Here is a 16,333-nt window from a genome sequence, read left to right on the forward strand (position 1 = left end):
GCCCCCGGACGTCTGGTCAGTCGGCGCCGTCGGTCCGACGATCGGAAGGCGCGGGATCGTCGGTCGATCCGGCCGGCCCGGCCGCTCCCTCGGTCGCGCTCGCGACCGCCCTGCCCGGTCCGAGTCGCCCGCAATGACCGCGGCGTCGGCGCATGCCGCGGCCGCAGCACGGCGCCGCGCCCTCGTCGGCGACGCGCGCCGGGCCGCCCTCGATGCGGAGCGCCAAGCCCTGCACCAGCGCGGTCGCCACCGTGGTTCGCGCCTCGGCGATCAGCCGCGAGAAGGTCGGCCGCGAGACGCCCATCTGGGCGGCGGCAGCGGCGTGCTCGAACCCCTCCGCATCGCCGAGGCGCAGCGCCTCCAGCGCATCGAGCGTGAGCACGATCTCGTCGAGATCGCGCCGCGGCACGCCGGCCGGCTTATAGACGCGGGCCGGGACCGGCTCGCGGACCGTGCGCAGCTTGCGGGGACGGGGCATCGTCTCGGCGATCCTCTATTGAACATATGCTCATAATGCGCTACGGTCGATCATATCACGATCGACGGCGTGGACGGCGCGCGACGCCCCCGCCACCGACCAAAGGCCCGCGGCGGATCGCGCCCGGCCCGCCGCGACGCGGGTGCGGAGCCGCATGCCGCCGCTCCGATGCCAGAGACGTTTCCGAAGCCGTGCGGCGCCCGGAACGGGCGCGGTGCGCGCCCTTCGACGCCCACGAGGATGAGCCATGACCACCATGCCCGCCGCAGTTCCGAACCGCGCCGATCCCAGTCGCCGCGACTTTCTCTATCTGGCCACCGGGGGCGTCGCCGCCGTCGGCGTCGGCGCCGCCGTGTGGCCGCTCGTCGACCAGATGAACCCCGACCGCTCGACCATCGCGGCCGGCGTGCCGATCGAGATCAGCCTCGCCGCCATCGCGCAGGGCCAGATCATCAGCATCTTCTGGCGCGGCAAGCCGATCTTCATCCGCCACCGCACCCCCGACGAGATCGCCAAGGAGCAGGCGACCAAGCTCTCCGAGCTGATGGATCCGCAGGCCGACGGCGACCGCGTGAAGGCGGGGCGCGAGCAGTGGCTCGTCGTGTTCGCCAGCTGCACGCATCTCGGCTGCATCCCGCTCGGCAAGCAGGGCGAGTGGGGCGGCTGGTTCTGCCCGTGCCACGGCTCGCAATACGACGCCTCCGGTCGCGTCCGCCACGGACCCGCCGCGCTCAATCTCCCGGTGCCGCCCTACGCCTTCGTCGACGACACGACGATCCGCATCGGCGAGGCGTGACCTGTCGTCCTCCTCCCGACCGGTGGCGGAGCGCCGCCGGCCGACCCTTCGTGAGCCGATCCTTCGTGACAAGCGCAACTTCGCGACAAGCGCAACTTCGTGACAGGAGCACCGACGTGAGAATCGCGGTCGCCAGCCAGAACTTCCGAACCGTGACGGGCCATGCCGGCAAAAGCCGGCGCTTCCTGGTGTTCGAGGCGGAGCGCGGGGCGCCGCCTCGCGAGGTCGCGCGCCTCGACCTGCCGAAGGAGCTTTCCATTCACGAGTTCGCCTGCGACGGCCCGCATCCGTTGTTCGCGGTCGATGCCGTGATCGCCGGCAGCGCGGGCGCGGGCTTCGTTCGCCGCATGGCCGAGCACGGCGTCACCGCGGTCGCGACCGCGGAACCCGATCCCGCCACGGCTGTCGCCGGCTTCCTGGACGGCACGCTGGCGGCCGCCGGCCCGCACGATCACGCCGCGCACGATCACGCCGCGCACGATCATGCGACGCACAGTCATGGCGCGGATCGGAGCGGCGCACGTGATCAGGACCACGAGGACGACTGCGGCGACTGCTGCTGCGGGCACATCTGACCTGGCGAACCGGCTCGATCGATCCCGCCGCGTTCGTCGTCACGGTCACCGCGCGTGTCTTTCATGGCGCGGACGCGCCGCACGACCGACGAGGCGGGGCGATGAACGAGCTGTCGCTGGACGGTGCTCTGGACGGCGGACGGCATCGCATGCGCGTGCGCGTCTACATCGAGGACACCGACTTCTCCGGCATCGTATATCACGCGAGCTACCTGCGGTTCCTCGAGCGCGCGCGCACCAACTACATGCGACTGCTCGGGGTGCACCAGCGCCGGCTGTGGGACGGCACCGACGAGTCCCTGCCGCGATACGCCTTCGTGGTGCGCGCGATGACGCTCGAGTTCCTGAAGCCGGCCGTCATGGACGATCTGTTGACCGTCACGACCGCGACCGACACGGTCGGCGGTGCATCGATGATCCTCGCGCAGACCATCATGCGAGGCGCCACCCTCCTGATCGAGGCCCGCGCGCGCATCGCGCTCGTCTCCGGCGGCCGCGCGAGACCGTTCCCGAAGCCCCTGCGTCTCGCCCTCCAGACGATCGAGGACCGGTGCCGGACGGAGAACCTCGTTCCCACCTGATGAACGACCTCGAAGCCACGACGTCACCACCGTGTCCACGTCTCGGCTTCCGCTCGCACCACGCGCGTCGCAGGTCGGAGACGAGAGCGACGTGATCTTACGGATTGACGCATTTTCCGGGGCGTGAAAGTCATATTCACCTCGTGGAATGCGTTGGAGTCGAGCCTCGCGACGTCGGATCCGATCCGGCACAGGTGCGACGCCGACACGTGACACGCCGGTCCGAGCGCGGCCTTCCGAACAGGGCCTTCCGAAAAGGGCCTGCCGAGCACCGCCCGACCATCCGCACATGATCTCTCGACCGCGCCCCTCGGCCGAGACCCGCGCGCTTCCGCAACGACGCGATCAGAGAGCTCCCGATGATCGACCCGACCTTCGTCGAACTGTCGCGATGGCAATTCGCCGCTGTCGCCATGTACCACTTCATCTTCGTGCCGCTCACCATCGGCTTGATCTGGATCCTGGTGATCATGGAGTCGGTCTACGTGATGACCGGCAAGCAGATCTACCAGGACATGTCGCGGTTCTGGACCAAGCTGTTCGCCATCAACTTCGCGCTCGGCGTCACCACCGGTCTGACGATGGAGTTCCAGTTCGGAACCAACTGGGCCTACTACTCGCATTACGTGGGCGACGTGTTCGGCGCGCCGCTGGCGATCGAGGGCCTGATGGCCTTCTTTCTCGAATCGACCTTCGTCGGCCTTCTGCTGCTCGGCCGCGATCGGCTCTCCAAGGTGCAGTATCTCCTGGTCGTGTTCCTGACGGCGCTCGGCACCAATCTCTCGGCGTTGTGGATCCTGGTCGCCAACGCCTGGATGCAGAACCCGGTCGGCGCCGAGTTCTCGGCCGAGACGATGCGGATGGAGATGACCGACTTCGTCGCGGTCCTGTTCAATCCGGTCGCGCAGGTGAAATTCATCCACACGGCCGCCGCCGGCTACGTGACGGCGAGCATGTTCGTGATCGGGATCTCGGCCTGGTATCTGCTCAAGCGGCGTGACGTCGCTTTCGCCAAGCGCTCCTTCGCGGTGGCTGCCGGCTTCGGTCTCGCGTCCTCGTTGTCCGTCATCGTGCTCGGCGACGAGAGCGGCTACGAGCTCGGCGACGTCCAGAAGATGAAGCTCGCCGCCATCGAGGCCGAGTGGCACACCCAGCCGACGCCGGCCAGCTTCAACGTCGTCGCGATCACGGACCAGGACAAGCGCGAGAACAGCTTCGAGATCAAGATTCCCTGGGCGCTGGGGCTGATCGCGACCCGGTCGATCGACAAGCCGGTGCTCGGCATCGACGAGCTCGTCGCCCATGCGGAGACGCGCGTCCGCTCGGGCGTCGCCGCCTATGCGATGCTGGAGAAGCTGCGCGCCGGCGACAAGGCGGCCGACACGCGCGCGAGTTTCGACCGCCACAAGAAGGACCTGGGATACGGCCTGCTGCTCAAGCGCTACGTCGCCGATCCGGCGACCGCGACCGAGGACCAGATCCGGCAGGCCGCCTGGGACAGCGTGCCCCGCGTCCCCTACCTGTTCTGGAGCTTCCGCATCATGGTCGGGCTCGGGTTCCTGATGCTCGGCCTGTTCGCGGCGTCGTTCTATCTCCTGGCGCGCGGACGGCTGGAGAAGAACGCCTGGCTGCTTCGGGTGCTGGTGTGGTGCATTCCCCTGCCCTGGCTGGCGAGCGAGACGGGGTGGTTCGTCGCCGAGTACGGCCGGCAGCCGTGGGCGATCGGCGAGGTGCTGCCGACCTTCCTGGCCACCTCGGCCTTGACCACGACCGACATCGTCACCTCGATGGCGGCCTATCTGATCTTCTACTCGATCCTGCTGGCGATCGAGCTCTACCTGATGGTGCGCTTCGCACGGCTGGGGCCGAGCTCGCTGCACACCGGGCGCTATCATCACGAGCGCGCCGACAAGCGGGCCGATGCCGCGCCCGCGCCGCGCCTCGTTCCCGCCGAATGACCCCGGACGCCGCCGAAAGGATCCTGAGATGCTCGACTATGAGACCCTGAAGCTGGTCTGGTGGGTGCTGGTGGGCGTGCTGCTCATCGGCTTCGCCATCGCCGACGGCATGGACATGGGCGTCGGCATGCTCCTGCCCTTCGTCGGGCGCGACGACGCCGAGCGCCGCGTCGTCATCAACACGGTCGGCCCGCACTGGGACGGCAACCAGGTCTGGCTGATCACGGCCGGCGGCGCCATCTTCGCCGCCTGGCCGGCCGTCTACGCGGCGGCCTTCTCGGGCTTCTATCTGGCGATGCTGCTGGTGCTGGTCGCGCTGTTCTTCCGGCCGGTCGGCTTCGACTACCGCTCGAAGCTGGAGGATCCGCGCTGGCGCAACGCCTGGGACTGGGGGCTGTTCGCCGGCGGCCTGGTGCCGGCCCTGATCTTCGGCGTCGCCTTCGGCAACCTGCTGCAGGGCGTGCCCTTCCATCTCGACTCCTTCCTCAAGCCGCACTACGAGGGCACGTTCATCTGGGCGCTGCTGCCGCTGCTCAACCCGTTCGCGCTGCTCGCCGGGCTGATCAGCGTCGCGATGCTCGCCCTGCACGGCGCGCTGTGGCTGCAGATCCGCACCGATGGCGCGGTCGCCGCGCGGGCGAAGCTCGCCGTCTCGCTGCTCGCCCTGGTCGTGACCGGCGCCTTCGCGCTCGGCGGGGTGTGGGTGTGGCTCGGGATCGACGGCTACCGGATCGTCTCCGAGCCGGCCCATTCGGCCCTGCCGAATCCGCTCGCCAAAGAGGTCGTCCGCGAGGCGGGCGCCTGGTTCGCCATCTACGCCACGCTGCCGGTCGCGATGCTGCTGCCGGCGACCGGGCTCCTCGCCCCGCTGGCGGCCCGCGCCCTGTCGGGCATGGACCGCCCCGGGCTCGGCTTCGTGGCGAGCAGCCTCGGCATGACCGGCATCATCGGCACGGCCGGCGCGGCGATGTTTCCGTTCGTCATGCCGTCGAGCTCGCAGCCGGACTCCAGCCTCACGGTCTGGGACGCGCCGTCGAGCCAGCTGACGCTGACGATCATGTTCTTCGCCGTCGTGATCTTCCTGCCGATCGTCCTCGGCTACACGCTGTGGTGCTACCGCGCGATGTGGGGCAAGGTCACGGTCGCGGAGATCGAGGCGAAGAAGCACCACGCCTACTGAAACCCGGAACCGGAGCCGACCATGTGGTACTTTGCCTGGATCCTCGGGGTGACGGCGGCGCTCGCCTTCGGCGTCATCAACGTGATGTGGTACGAGTTCCAGAGCGAGTTCGAGCCGCCGGACGGCGGCCGGATCTGATCGCGTTCTGGACGCAGCAGCCGGGCCCGTGACCGCGCGAGCCGAAACGACGTATCTCAGGGGCCTACGGCCGATCGCGCGGCGCGAGCTGCGCCTCGCGATCGCGGCCGGGCTGCTCGGCGGCACCGCCGTCGTGGCGCAGGCGTGGCTGGTCGCCACGATCCTGCACGACGGCCTGTTCGAGGGGCGCGTCACGGAGTCGCTCCGCATCACGGAGTCGCTCGGCGATTCGCTCGCGCTCCCGTTCGTGCTGCTGGTCGTGATCGTGCTGCTGCGCGCCGCCGCCGCCTGGGCGGCCGACCGGTTCGGCTTCTCGGCGGCGATGCGGGTGGTTCCCGCGCTGCGCGCCGCACTGCTCGCCAAGCTCGATCGCGCCGGCCCGGCCGGGCTGGCCGAGCGGCCGTCCGGCGAGATCGTCGCGGTCGTCTCGGAGGCGGCGCGCGGCGTCGAGCCGTTCTTCTCGCGCTACCTGCCGGCCGTCGTCCAGGCCGCCGTGATCCCGCTCGGCATCGTTCTCGTCGTCGCGCCGCTCGACTGGATCTCGGCGCTCGCCTTCGCCGTCACGGCGCCGCTGATCCCGGTCTTCATGGTGCTGATCGGCAAGGGCGCCGAGGCGTTGAACCAGCGCCAATGGGGCCGCATGCAGCGCATGTCCGGCCATCTGCTCGACGCGATCCAGGGGCTGCCGACGCTGCGCGCCTACAATGCCGGGGCGCGGATGATAGAGGCCGTCGCCGCGGCCGCGGACGCCTACCGGCGCGACACCATGGCGGTGCTCCGCCTCGCCTTCCTGTCGGCGCTCACGCTCGAGTTCTTCGCCACCATGTCGATCGCCATCGTCGCGGTGCTGATCGGCTTCCGCCTGCTGTGGGGCGACATGAGCTACCAGCACGGCCTGTTCGTGCTGCTGCTGGCGCCGGAGCTCTACTTGCCGCTGCGTGCGATGGGCACGGCCTATCACGCCCGCATGGAGGCGCTCGGCGCGGTGGAGCGGCTGGTCGCCTTCGAGGCCCTGCCGGACCTCGCCCGCGCCGGCCAGCCCGGCGGATCGGCCGAGACGGCCCCGCCTGCGGCGTCGTCGTCCGGCACCGCCGTCGCGTTCCACGACGTGCGGCTCGTCTATCCGGACGGGCGCGTGGCGCTCGACGGCGTGAGCCTCGACGTGGCGACGGGCGAGACGGTCGCGATCGTCGGTGCCTCCGGGGCCGGGAAGTCGAGCCTGCTCGCGCTGCTGATGGGCTTCGTCCGGCCGAGTGCCGGCCGCATCCTGATCGACGGCCGCGACCTCGACGATCTGGACCTCGCCGGCTTCCGCCGCCGCATCGCCTACATCCCGCAGCGCCCGCGCCTGTTCACCGGGACCGTGGCCGCCAACATCGCCCTCGGCGACCCCGCCCCCGACCGCGACCGCATCCTGCAGGCCGCGCGTGCGGCGGCGATCGCCGAGCGGATCGCCGCCCTCCCCGACGGCTTGGACACCGTGGTCGGCGGCGGCGGCCATGCCCTGTCGGGCGGCGAGGCGCAGCGGCTCGGCCTCGCCCGCGCCTTCTACCGCGAGGCGCCGCTCGTGCTGCTCGACGAGCCGACCGCCCATCTCGACGCCGAGACCGAGGCCGTGGTGCAGCAGAGCCTCGCGAGGCTGCGCCACGGCCGCACCATGCTGGTGATCGCGCACCGGCTGGCGACTCTGCGCCACGCGGACCGGATCGTCGTCATGGAGAGCGGCCTTATCGCCGAAGCGGGCTGCGAGGCGACGCTGCGCGCCGCCGACGGCCGCTTCGCCGCGCTCCTGCGGTCGGCCGGCGTCGTGCCGGGATGGATGGGCTGAGCATGCCGGTCGTTCTCCGCCTTCTCCGGCTGATGCGGCCGCATGCGGCTTGGATGGCGCTCGCCGTCCTGCTCGCCGCGATCGTCGGCCTCGCCCAGGTGGCCCTCATGGCGACGGCCGGCTGGTTCATCACCGGCATGGCGCTGGCCGGCGTCGCCGGCGCGACCATGAACTACTTCACGCCCGCCGCCGTGATCCGCGGCCTCGCGATCGTCCGCACGGCCGGCCGCTATGCCGAGCGGGTGATCGGCCACGAGGCGACGCTGCGCTTCGTCGCCGGCCTGCGGCCGTGGCTGTTCGCACGGCTGGAGCACGGCGCCCCGGGCAACCTCCGCGGCCGGACCGACGGCGATCTGCTGACGCGGCTGCGCGCCGACATCGATCGGCTCGAGCACGCGTTCCTGCGCATCGTCGGGCCGCTCGCCGTGGCGCTCGCGGTCGCGGTGCCGTCGATCCTCGTGATGGCGGCCTACGACCGGCGGATCGCCGCCCTCGCGGCCGTTCTGCTGGCCGTCGCCGGCCTGGTGCTGCCGATCGTGCTGCTGCGCGCCGGCGCCCCCGCGGCGGCCCGGCTGACCGCCGGGACGGCGGCGCTCGGCGCGCGTCTCGTCGACGAGGTCGAAGGGCTGGCCGAACTCGCCGTCTACGATCCCGACGGCCTGCATCGCCGCGCCACGCTGGTCGCGAGCGACGCTCTCGTGGCCGACGAGCGTGTGCTGTCCAACACCACGGCGCTGAGCAGCGCCGGGCTGCTGCTCGCCGGCAACGCCCTGCTGGTGGCGGTCCTGCTGCTCGGCCTGCCCGCCGTGGCGGCCGGGGCGCTGGCGCCGGCCGACCTTCCGATGCTGGCGCTGCTCGGCCTCGCGCTGTTCGACGCGGTCGCCGCGGTTCCGCTCGCCGTGCAGGCGATACCCGCGGTCGTCGCCTCGGCCGACCGGGTGTTCGAGATCGCCGACCGGCCGCCCGGCGCCCCCGACCCGGCCGAACCCGTGCCGCTGCCGTGCGCCACCGACCTGCGTCTCGACGCCGTCTCGTTCCGCTATCCCGGCGCGACGCACGGCACGCTCGACGGCATCACGCTAAACTTGCCAGCCGGCCGCCGGATCGCCGTGGTCGGGCCGAGCGGCGCGGGCAAGTCGACGCTGGCGCAGCTCGCGATGCGTTTCGAGCTCCCGCAGGCCGGCGGGCTCGCGCTCGGCGACGTGCCCTATGGTCGCCTGACCGGCGCGGCGGTGCGCAGCCGGATCGCGCTCGTCGGCCAGCGCGACCACCTGTTCGCGACGACGATCCGGGACAATCTCCTGCTCGGCGATCCGAACGCCGACGAGGAGCGCCTGCGCGAGGCGTGCCGGGTCGCGCAGATCCTCGATTTCGTCGAGGCGCTGCCGGAGGGCTTCGACACCTTCGTGGGGGCCCACGGCACCAAGCTCTCGGGCGGCGAGAGCCGGCGCCTGCTCGTCGCCCGCGCCCTGGTTGCAGGTCGGCCGATCCTGATTCTGGACGAGCCGACCGAAGGGCTCGACCCCGACACCGAGGCGCGGCTGCTCGACGCGCTGCTCGATGCCCCCGGCGTCGGGTCGCTGCTGCTCCTGACCCACCGCCCGGCGCGGCTCGATCGCATGGACGAGATCGTCCGGCTGGAGGGCGGCCGGGTGGTCTCGCGCTTCGACCCGCGAAGGACGACCGGCACCGACGCCGGCGGAGCCCACAGCGGCCCCGGACCGACGACGCGACCGACGTGAGAAGACTCGACGGTCGGGGCGATGGGCCGAGCCGTTCGATCGGATTCATGTCCGGCGCGGCGCCCCCCGACACGGGGGGCGCCGACCGCATCGGGACGGTCGAAGGTCAGGCCTTCGAGACGGCGCAGGTCTTGATGCCGATGATCGAGTAGAGCGGGCAGCGCGCGACCGCGGCGGTGAAGAGCGGAACGACGCCGATCCAGGCCCAGACCGGGCCGCCGGCCAGCGCCCAGGCGATCAGGCCGGCGCCGAGCACGGCGCGCAGCACCCGGTCGATCAATCCCATGTTCTTCGCAAGCATGTCGTCCTCGCTCGTTGTTGCCTCGGTCCAATGAGCGAGATCTAGGCTGCGCGACGCCGGTGGTCTGTGACCAAGTCACCCTGGCGGCCGGCCGGGAGCCGACCTCCTCGGCCGGCCGTGCCGTCAGAAGCAGCCGCCGTAGCCGCGCCGCCATCCCGGACCGCGACCGGTCCACGCGTCGCGCCCGCGACCGCGGCCCGCCGCCCAGGTCGGCCGGAGCGAGTCGTCGCGCAACGTGAAGGTCCGATCGTCGACCTTCACGGACTTGGCGACATAGGCGTCGGCCGGCATGCGGTCGGTGCGGAACCCGTCGACCGTGATAGACCGGCCGACCGGCGCGGCCTTCAGAACGTCGGCGACCGCCGCCGACGGGCCGAGGTGGAGATTGATCGTCTTGTCGCCGGTCCGGACGATCAGATGCGCGCCTTCCGAGGCGCGTCCGGTGGTCAGCTTGCACGGCCCGATCTTGGTGTCCGTCACAGTCCCGGCGAGCGTCACGATCGGCGGCTTCTCGGCCCGGCGGGCGATCCCGGTGGCTTCGCCGGTCCCCTTCTGGGCAAACGCCGATCCGGCCGCCACGGCGACGATCAGCGCGCCGAGCGCCGCACGCGAACGAAGATGTCTCATCGCAGGTCTCCTGTCCTGCCCCCGTCCCTCCACGCCCCGTTGTCCGTACGCCCCTTGGCCGTCGCGCTCGCCGACGCTCCGATCGAGAGGAACGCGCCGTCGAGATCGATCGACCGGCGACATTGTGTACCGGCCGGGCTGACGTTAGCCTGACGGCCTCGTTCGAGGACATCGTCGCGCGTCACGGCGTCCGTTGCCGCCACCATCGATGCCGCGCCGCTCGGCACAGGCGCCCCGCGCGCATCGCGACGCTGCCGCCCCGCCGACCGACAAGAGACACGTGCATGGATGCGTTCCAGGACCACTATCCCGACGCCGTAGCGCACTGCTACGGCTGCGGGCGATTGAACGCGCACGGACACCGGATCAAGACCGTGTGGGACGGCGACGAGACCGTCACGCGCTTCACGCCGGAGCCCTATCACACGGCGATCCCCGGCTTCGTCTATGGCGGGCTCGTCGCCTCGCTGATCGACTGCCACAGCACCGCGACGGCTGCTGCTGCGATGTATCGCCACGACGGTCGCGGCCTCGACACGCTGCCGGCGTTCCGCTTCGTCACCGGCTCGCTGCATGTCGATTACCTGAAGCCGACCCCGATCGACGGGGCGCTCGAGATCCGCGGACGCGCCGTCGAGATCAAGGGCCGCAAGGTCGTGGTGGAGACCGAGGTGCGGGCGGGCGGCGTGGTCACGGCCCGCGGCACCGTCGTGGCCGTGCAGATGCCGGCGGATTTCGGATCCGGGCCGCCGGCGCCGGGCGGGTGACGCGCGACGCGACGAGCGGAGCGCCGTCGCGATCGATCGCCCCGGCCGGATGCGCGGCCGGGGCGACGGTCGGGTTTTCTCCCGATCCGCGGCTTTCAGTACTTCACGCCGCCGCCGGCCGGGGCCGGCGCCGCCGACGCCGAGCCCGCCGGGACCAGCACGGTCGGCTTGTCGTCGTCGGTCATGGCGAACGTCACCTGGTCGCCGTTGCCCAGATAGGCCGTGTCCTTGGAGCGGAACCGCGCCGTGCCACTGACGATGCCGATGCCGGCCTCCTGCAGCTTGCGGGCCGTGAGAATGCCGGTGCAGTGATTGCAGGCGACCTTCTCGAAGCCCCATTTCTTGAACACGGCGACGAGGTCGTCGTATTTCGGATCCCACTCCTCGAACGGCGAGACGTGCAGGCCGCCATAAAGGCCGTAGAGCTTCTTGGCCTCGACGGCGCGCTGCGCCACCGACGCGAACTGCAGGATGCCCTGATGGCAGCAGCCCGTGATGGTGACGAGGCCGCGGTCCTTCACGTTGAAGAACAGCGACTGCTCGCCGAACACCCGGCAGATGATCGGGGTCTGGAAGTTGTAGAGCGCGGCGCCCGGGAACAGGACGGTGAGGCCGGGCTGCGTCTCGATCCGCTCGCCGCGATGGCCGGCGACGTCGAAATAGTCGAGTCCCTCGGCGTAGAAGCCCTTCGGATAGTAGGTCTTGATCGTCGGCGCGTATTTGAACACGACCGGGACGCCCCAGAAGTGGTCGAAGTGCTCGTGCGAGACGATGAAGATGTCGATCTTGTTCTCGGCCAGCATCTTGTCGATGCCCTCGCGCTGGAACGACTTGTCGATCCAGTCGAAGGACCAGCCGGAGTCGAGCAGGATCCGCTTGGTCTCCCCCTCCAGCGTCTCCACCTCGATCAGCGCCGAGAAGCCACCCGAGTTGAGCGGGTTGACGGCGTTCTCCATCTGGAAGGCCCAGGCCTCCTCCAGATTGGCCTTGGCAAGATAGGGCTGGATGTTGCGCACACCCTGCTCGTAGCTGCCCTTGCCGAGCTTGCCCTTGACGTCGGTGAACGGCGCCCAGTTGTAGGTGTACTGGTTGACCAGAAGACCGCCGGCGCCGCGGATGTCGTTCATCAGCGTTCGGTTGTCGAACCAGCTCGTCTCGCTGATGTTCGTCACCTTGACGCTCTTGACCTCGCCGATCTGGCGGCGGGTCGGCTCGGCCTTGACGAAGTGACGCTGGCGCCACGGCGAGTAGGAGTACACGCCCATGGTGCCGACCGCGCCGGCGAGCGTGCCGGCCGCGACGCCGCCCGCGAAGGTGCGGCGGCTGACCTCGGGTTTCTGTTCGGACATGACGAAGCTCCGTGTCGTGACACGGGCGCGGCGCCGGCGCGCGGCACCGCGCGCCGCCGTCACAGGAAGACCAGGTTCATCTTGCCGACGATCGGCAGCAGCGCGACCACGGCGAAGTAGAGGGCGATGCCCACGCCGATGCCGACCACGAAGCCGGCGCTCATCTTGAGGGTGTCGGACATGACGATTCTCCTCACTCGGCCGGAACGGCGGCGATCTGCGGCCGCACGGGCACGGCGTCCTCGGCGGTCCGCGGGACCGTCAGGCGCCAGGCCGGCCAGTTGTCCATGTACCAGTGATGCAGCAGCATCACGTTGATGAGCCAGATGGTCGGGATCATCGGGAACTGCTCGGGCTGAGAGACGCCGCGCTGGGTCCCCAGAGCGAGGTGGCTGATGTTGTAATAGACGATCATCAGCGCGACGCCACCGATCGCGACGATCAGGGTCCGCAGCGCCACGTTGACGGGCGTCGAGAACCGGGTCGGCCTGTTGCCGCAGTAGAAGTGGAGATAGAGCGCCGGCAACAGGAAGAAGATCATGATCTCGCCGACGTGAAGCCACCGCCAATCGGGCGCGTTCTCGTTGCGGGTGCCGCGGATCACCGGCCCCATGTAGAGCTCCAGCGCGAAGTAGAAGAACAGGTGGAAGGCCCAGGCGATCGCGACGATGCCGAAGAAGGTGACGACCCGACGCGTCCAGGCGTGCCTGATCAGCTTGAACGGCCAACGCTCCCAGACCGTCTCGACCAGCCAGACGACGACGGTCGCGCACATGATCCACGAGATGTGGAAGTTGCCGCTGACCGTGTTGGCGAAATCCTCCCAGTAGGGCGGCGACACCGCGGTAAACTGCTGCCACGGATAGTAGAGAATGCCCATGTGCGGATGCATGGTGACGAAGTACAGCACCGTCGAGAGGAAGAACGTCACGATCAGGATCGTGATCCCCTGCACGGGCTGGGGCTCGTTCCGCCACGGCGCCCGCTCCATGCCCACCACCCAGGCCGGCGACAGCCAGCTCGCCAGGGCGGCGAACATCAGGATCGCCAGCGCCGCGTACTCCTCGGCGAAGAACCGGGTCATGCGCGGGAAGGCGGCGGTACGCTCGGGGTTGAAGTAGGTGATCCCGAGCGAGCCCAGGAACCACTGGAAGAAGCCGTGGATCACCAGCATCATGATCGCGACGGCGACCGGCAGCGCGATCATCGCCTTGACGAGCGGATGCCAGGTCTCGAGCTGCACGCGGCGCATCGGCCAGAACTGGAAGATGTAGACCATCCAGATCAGGATGATGAGCAGCCAGCGGGTGTACATGTAGCCGACATACGGCGTGTAGAGCCGCATGATCCCGCGCGGATCCTGGAAGATCCACCAGGTCACGAAGAACACGGACAGCAGGCAGACGACGTTGACGGCGTGCGTGACGGGCCACGGCCAGCGGGCGGTCAGCTTGCGCTCCTCCAGCCACCCCGCGCCGTACCGCTCGCTCGCGGTTCCGGATTGAGCCCCCATATGGGCCTCCCTGGGTAGGTTCGACACAGTGCTGTTCGAAACAGTGCTGTTCGACACAGCTCGGACGCCGAGGTCCCGTGTCGGTCGGCTGTCGTCGGGGGATGCGTCAGTCGGTCGGCGGCGCGGCCTTGGCGAAGATCGCCTTGCAGATCTCGAGATCGGTTCGGTTCTCCATGCTGATTCCGTACCGGCGGGCCTCGTCGGCGAGGAACGGTCGCGCCTCGTTCACCAGCGCACACGCGATGTGGTAGGAGGCGAACGGGTCGTCCGGGGAGCCGGGGGTGTCGGAGGTGATCATCTCGCCGCCGTCCCGGTCGGGCAGGCCGGCGAGGCGGAAGCCGAGGAAGGCGCGGCGGGTGACCGGCGCGGCGCTCATGCGCGACCTCCCTCGCCGGGCGGAGGACGCGACGGCGCGGGCTCGTCGCGCCCGGCGACGCCGACCTCGCCCGCGTGGCAGCCGCACATCGCGCCGATCGGCGGCAGCCGCCATCCGGCGGCGTCCCACCAGGAGGCGAGATCGAACGACGCGACGGCAGGCGGACGCTCCGGTCCGGTGTGCCACAGCCACAAGCAGCCGCCGGCAGCGGCGTCCAGCCGGGCCGGCGCCAGCCGCTGCCGATCCAGCGGAACCCCGAAACGCGGCAGCCCGGTCACGCGGATCTCGAGGGCGGACAGGTCCGGGTCCGGACGGACCGTCGCGCTGTCACCGGGACCGAGATGCCACACGAGGCCCGGCGCCGACCGGATCTCGACGGCCGCCGGCGGCTGCCGGCCGACCAGGGCATGGGCGCAGACCAGGAGATCGACGATCGGCGCCGACAGGGCGGTCCCGGGGACCGACCGGCGCCGGCGCGGTCCGCACGCGGACGTCTCGATCTCGCACCAGACGTCCTGGGTCGACAGAGTGAGGTCGACCCAGCCGCCGGCCCGAGGCACCAGACCGATCGTGCCGACGTGATAGAGGCTCGGGTCGAGATCGCCGGCCGCGCCGACGGCGGGTGTGCCGGTCCGATCGAAGACGGCCGAGATCCGTGCCTCCTGCTCCGCGTCCGTGAAGGTCGCGAACAGCGTCTCGTCGGCGGGATCGGGGAAGCAGCGGATCGCCAGCTCGATCCCGTCGACGCCCGTCGCGCCGTCCTCGTCCGAGGGAACCAGCACGATCTCGAAGGCGTCGGCTCGCCCCGCCAACCAGACATACCAGGCAGGCCAACCGTCGGCCCGACGGCTCACCGCCCTCAAGCCGAGCTTGCGCTTCGCGGCGGCGCTGGTGCCGACGAACGCGAGCAACCCGGCGATCGTCGCCTCGGCGAAGCCGACGGCGTCGGTCGCGATCCTCTCCTCGAACAGCTCGGCGCGATCCAAGCCGGTGCGCATGGCGCACCTCCCGACGGAGACACGATAGCCAGCATCTGATCACGCACACATGCAACAGGCCGCATCGTTGATCTGAATCAGGATCGCGACACGCGCGTTACGGAGTACGGAACAATTTCACTGTTAGGAATACGTCTGCTCGCCGGCCGACTCGCAAGCCTCGTCGGCGAGCGCGATCCAGCAGACGATCGCATCGGCGAAACGACGCGCCGGCGCGAGCCCTGTGAGATCGCCGAATGGCTTCATTCTTCAGGACAAAGTTGCGATGGAGGCCGATCGCCGCGGCCGTCGGCCTGCCGTCGGGGCGGACGTGAGGGTCGCGTCGACGATCTCGAGCCGGCCGTCTTGTCCCGCCGAGCGCGCACGATCCGGGAGAGTACTGATGCCCAGATCGGGATCGCACGCCCGACGGCATTGCCGATGTCCAGCGAACACCGAGGCGCCGACCGACCGGTGCGGCCGGGGCTGTCGTCGAAGGTGCGACGGCCGACTCTCGATCCCACGCCCGCGCGTGCCGGATCGGCCGCCGGGAACTGCGGCCGGCAGCGACCGAGCAGAACCGCGTGACCGACGCTCAGCGTTCGGACGTGAGGCGCCCGATCGCCGCCGCGACCTCGAGGGCCAGCAGAACCGCGATCGCGACCGTGACGGCCACGAAGGGCAGGCTCGCGAAGCGCGCGATGTCGGTGCCGGCCTCGAGCGACGCCTGCAGCAGCAGCACCACGAACAACGTCGCGAAGGCTCCGCCGACAAGCACGTTCACGCGATCGATCGCCCGGCTGCGATCCGTCCGGCGCATCACCACCTCGACCAGGGCCGTGCGATACTCACGAATGCGCTCTCTCATCGTCGCTCCGATCGTGTTCTACGAGTCCAGGTCCGACGACCTCGTTGCCGAGACAATGTCGGCTCTATTTCGACGTTCCTGAGTCTCGTCTCCGACACGCCCCTGCACTCGCGCCGCACCGATGATCAGCCGCGCCAGCGGATCCGCGCGTCGGCCGTTGCCGCGGCGAGGCCGACGACGATCGCGTGGTGCGGCGACGGCCGGCAGGCCGGATCGATGGCGCGCGCATGCGGCCCGACGCCAGTCTGATCGGCGCGTCCGATCTGCGCGCGCTCGCGA

General features: G+C 70.2%; 18 protein-coding genes. 9 read left to right on the plus strand and 9 right to left on the minus strand.

Annotation, left to right across the window (positions count from 1 at the left end):
• Positions 1-16: 16 nt before the first annotated feature.
• A complete protein-coding gene (locus ABTU92_RS07230; protein ID WP_408089086.1) occupies positions 17-478 on the minus strand; it encodes a DUF134 domain-containing protein in 462 nt (153 codons plus the stop codon).
• A 247-nt stretch (positions 479-725) separates the two neighbouring features.
• Between ABTU92_RS07230 and petA the strand changes: the two genes are divergently transcribed.
• The 8 genes from petA to cydC all read left to right on the plus strand — a co-directional run bounded on the left by petA (position 726) and on the right by cydC (position 9,276).
• Positions 726-1,274 carry a ubiquinol-cytochrome c reductase iron-sulfur subunit gene (gene petA, locus ABTU92_RS07235; protein WP_408089088.1) on the plus strand — a complete coding sequence of 183 codons (549 nt, stop codon included), beginning with the start codon at positions 726-728 and terminating at the stop codon, positions 1,272-1,274.
• 116 nt (positions 1,275-1,390) lie between these two features.
• Entirely contained in the window at positions 1,391-1,849 is a 459-nt protein-coding gene (locus ABTU92_RS07240; protein ID WP_408089090.1) for a NifB/NifX family molybdenum-iron cluster-binding protein, read from the plus strand.
• A 101-nt stretch (positions 1,850-1,950) separates the two neighbouring features.
• On the plus strand, positions 1,951-2,430 hold the full coding sequence (ybgC, locus tag ABTU92_RS07245) for a tol-pal system-associated acyl-CoA thioesterase (RefSeq protein ID WP_408089092.1): 480 nt from the start codon (positions 1,951-1,953) through the stop codon (positions 2,428-2,430).
• A gap of 359 nt (positions 2,431-2,789) precedes the next feature.
• Positions 2,790-4,388: a cytochrome ubiquinol oxidase subunit I gene (locus ABTU92_RS07250; protein ID WP_408089094.1), complete on the plus strand. Its 1,599-nt coding sequence runs from the start codon at positions 2,790-2,792 to the stop codon at positions 4,386-4,388.
• A 28-nt stretch (positions 4,389-4,416) separates the two neighbouring features.
• Positions 4,417-5,568: a cytochrome d ubiquinol oxidase subunit II gene (gene cydB / locus ABTU92_RS07255; protein ID WP_408089096.1), complete on the plus strand. Its 1,152-nt coding sequence runs from the start codon at positions 4,417-4,419 to the stop codon at positions 5,566-5,568.
• 21 nt (positions 5,569-5,589) lie between these two features.
• A complete protein-coding gene (cydX, locus tag ABTU92_RS07260) occupies positions 5,590-5,706 on the plus strand; it encodes a cytochrome bd-I oxidase subunit CydX (RefSeq protein WP_111359246.1) in 117 nt (38 codons plus the stop codon).
• A 28-nt stretch (positions 5,707-5,734) separates the two neighbouring features.
• A complete protein-coding gene (cydD, locus tag ABTU92_RS07265) occupies positions 5,735-7,534 on the plus strand; it encodes a thiol reductant ABC exporter subunit CydD (protein WP_408089098.1) in 1,800 nt (599 codons plus the stop codon).
• 2 nt (positions 7,535-7,536) lie between these two features.
• A complete protein-coding gene (gene cydC / locus ABTU92_RS07270; protein WP_408089100.1) occupies positions 7,537-9,276 on the plus strand; it encodes a thiol reductant ABC exporter subunit CydC in 1,740 nt (579 codons plus the stop codon).
• A 106-nt stretch (positions 9,277-9,382) separates the two neighbouring features.
• On the opposite strand, the gene ABTU92_RS07275 is transcribed toward cydC, so the two are convergent.
• Both ABTU92_RS07275 and ABTU92_RS07280 read right to left on the minus strand, forming a co-directional pair.
• The gene (locus tag ABTU92_RS07275) at positions 9,383-9,577 is read right to left on the minus strand and encodes a DUF2892 domain-containing protein (RefSeq protein WP_408089102.1); all 195 of its coding nucleotides are present in this window, start codon (positions 9,575-9,577) and stop codon (positions 9,383-9,385) included.
• A 123-nt stretch (positions 9,578-9,700) separates the two neighbouring features.
• Positions 9,701-10,204 (minus strand): hypothetical protein, encoded by a 504-nt coding sequence (locus ABTU92_RS07280; RefSeq protein WP_408089104.1) that lies wholly within the window; start codon positions 10,202-10,204, stop codon positions 9,701-9,703.
• 284 nt (positions 10,205-10,488) lie between these two features.
• Between ABTU92_RS07280 and ABTU92_RS07285 the strand changes: the two genes are divergently transcribed.
• Positions 10,489-10,971: a PaaI family thioesterase gene (locus ABTU92_RS07285; RefSeq protein ID WP_408089106.1), complete on the plus strand. Its 483-nt coding sequence runs from the start codon at positions 10,489-10,491 to the stop codon at positions 10,969-10,971.
• Positions 10,972-11,066: 95 nt separating this feature from the next.
• On the opposite strand, the gene ABTU92_RS07290 is transcribed toward ABTU92_RS07285, so the two are convergent.
• The 6 genes from ABTU92_RS07290 to ABTU92_RS07315 all read right to left on the minus strand — a co-directional run bounded on the left by ABTU92_RS07290 (position 11,067) and on the right by ABTU92_RS07315 (position 16,054).
• The gene (locus ABTU92_RS07290; RefSeq protein WP_408089108.1) at positions 11,067-12,320 is read right to left on the minus strand and encodes an MBL fold metallo-hydrolase; all 1,254 of its coding nucleotides are present in this window, start codon (positions 12,318-12,320) and stop codon (positions 11,067-11,069) included.
• Positions 12,321-12,379: 59 nt separating this feature from the next.
• Positions 12,380-12,502, minus strand: a complete 123-nt coding sequence (locus ABTU92_RS07295) for a hypothetical protein (RefSeq protein WP_408089110.1) — start codon at positions 12,500-12,502, stop codon at positions 12,380-12,382.
• An 11-nt stretch (positions 12,503-12,513) separates the two neighbouring features.
• On the minus strand, positions 12,514-13,833 hold the full coding sequence (locus ABTU92_RS07300) for a hypothetical protein (RefSeq protein WP_408089112.1): 1,320 nt from the start codon (positions 13,831-13,833) through the stop codon (positions 12,514-12,516).
• A 106-nt stretch (positions 13,834-13,939) separates the two neighbouring features.
• Positions 13,940-14,209: a hypothetical protein gene (locus ABTU92_RS07305; protein WP_408089114.1), complete on the minus strand. Its 270-nt coding sequence runs from the start codon at positions 14,207-14,209 to the stop codon at positions 13,940-13,942.
• Positions 14,206-15,207, minus strand: coding sequence for a hypothetical protein (locus ABTU92_RS07310; protein ID WP_408089116.1), 1,002 nt, complete (start codon positions 15,205-15,207; stop codon positions 14,206-14,208). Before ABTU92_RS07310 ends, ABTU92_RS07305 begins: the two co-directional genes overlap by 4 nt.
• A gap of 574 nt (positions 15,208-15,781) precedes the next feature.
• Positions 15,782-16,054, minus strand: a complete 273-nt coding sequence (locus tag ABTU92_RS07315; protein ID WP_408089118.1) for a hypothetical protein — start codon at positions 16,052-16,054, stop codon at positions 15,782-15,784.
• Between the last annotated feature and the right edge of the window lie 279 nt (positions 16,055-16,333).

The sequence above is a fragment of the Rhodoplanes sp. SY1 genome (genome assembly GCF_046000175.1).
Taxonomy (GTDB): domain Bacteria; phylum Pseudomonadota; class Alphaproteobacteria; order Rhizobiales; family Xanthobacteraceae; genus Rhodoplanes.

Excerpts from the sequence above, each read along its gene's own strand:
- ABTU92_RS07230 (WP_408089086.1), bottom strand. The coding sequence starts at position 478 with ATGCCCCGTCCCCGCAAGCTGCGCACGGTCCGCGAGCCGGTCCCGGCC.
- petA (WP_408089088.1), top strand. The coding sequence starts at position 726 with ATGACCACCATGCCCGCCGCAGTTCCGAACCGCGCCGATCCCAGTCGC.
- ybgC (WP_408089092.1), top strand. The coding sequence starts at position 1,951 with ATGAACGAGCTGTCGCTGGACGGTGCTCTGGACGGCGGACGGCATCGC.
- ABTU92_RS07250 (WP_408089094.1), top strand. The coding sequence starts at position 2,790 with ATGATCGACCCGACCTTCGTCGAACTGTCGCGATGGCAATTCGCCGCT.
- cydB (WP_408089096.1), top strand. The coding sequence starts at position 4,417 with ATGCTCGACTATGAGACCCTGAAGCTGGTCTGGTGGGTGCTGGTGGGC.
- cydX (WP_111359246.1), top strand. The coding sequence starts at position 5,590 with ATGTGGTACTTTGCCTGGATCCTCGGGGTGACGGCGGCGCTCGCCTTC.
- cydC (WP_408089100.1), top strand. The coding sequence starts at position 7,537 with ATGCCGGTCGTTCTCCGCCTTCTCCGGCTGATGCGGCCGCATGCGGCT.
- ABTU92_RS07275 (WP_408089102.1), bottom strand. The coding sequence starts at position 9,577 with ATGCTTGCGAAGAACATGGGATTGATCGACCGGGTGCTGCGCGCCGTG.
- ABTU92_RS07280 (WP_408089104.1), bottom strand. The coding sequence starts at position 10,204 with ATGAGACATCTTCGTTCGCGTGCGGCGCTCGGCGCGCTGATCGTCGCC.
- ABTU92_RS07285 (WP_408089106.1), top strand. The coding sequence starts at position 10,489 with ATGGATGCGTTCCAGGACCACTATCCCGACGCCGTAGCGCACTGCTAC.
- ABTU92_RS07290 (WP_408089108.1), bottom strand. The coding sequence starts at position 12,320 with ATGTCCGAACAGAAACCCGAGGTCAGCCGCCGCACCTTCGCGGGCGGC.
- ABTU92_RS07295 (WP_408089110.1), bottom strand. The coding sequence starts at position 12,502 with ATGTCCGACACCCTCAAGATGAGCGCCGGCTTCGTGGTCGGCATCGGC.
- ABTU92_RS07300 (WP_408089112.1), bottom strand. The coding sequence starts at position 13,833 with ATGGGGGCTCAATCCGGAACCGCGAGCGAGCGGTACGGCGCGGGGTGG.
- ABTU92_RS07305 (WP_408089114.1), bottom strand. The coding sequence starts at position 14,209 with ATGAGCGCCGCGCCGGTCACCCGCCGCGCCTTCCTCGGCTTCCGCCTC.
- ABTU92_RS07310 (WP_408089116.1), bottom strand. The coding sequence starts at position 15,207 with ATGCGCACCGGCTTGGATCGCGCCGAGCTGTTCGAGGAGAGGATCGCG.
- ABTU92_RS07315 (WP_408089118.1), bottom strand. The coding sequence starts at position 16,054 with ATGAGAGAGCGCATTCGTGAGTATCGCACGGCCCTGGTCGAGGTGGTG.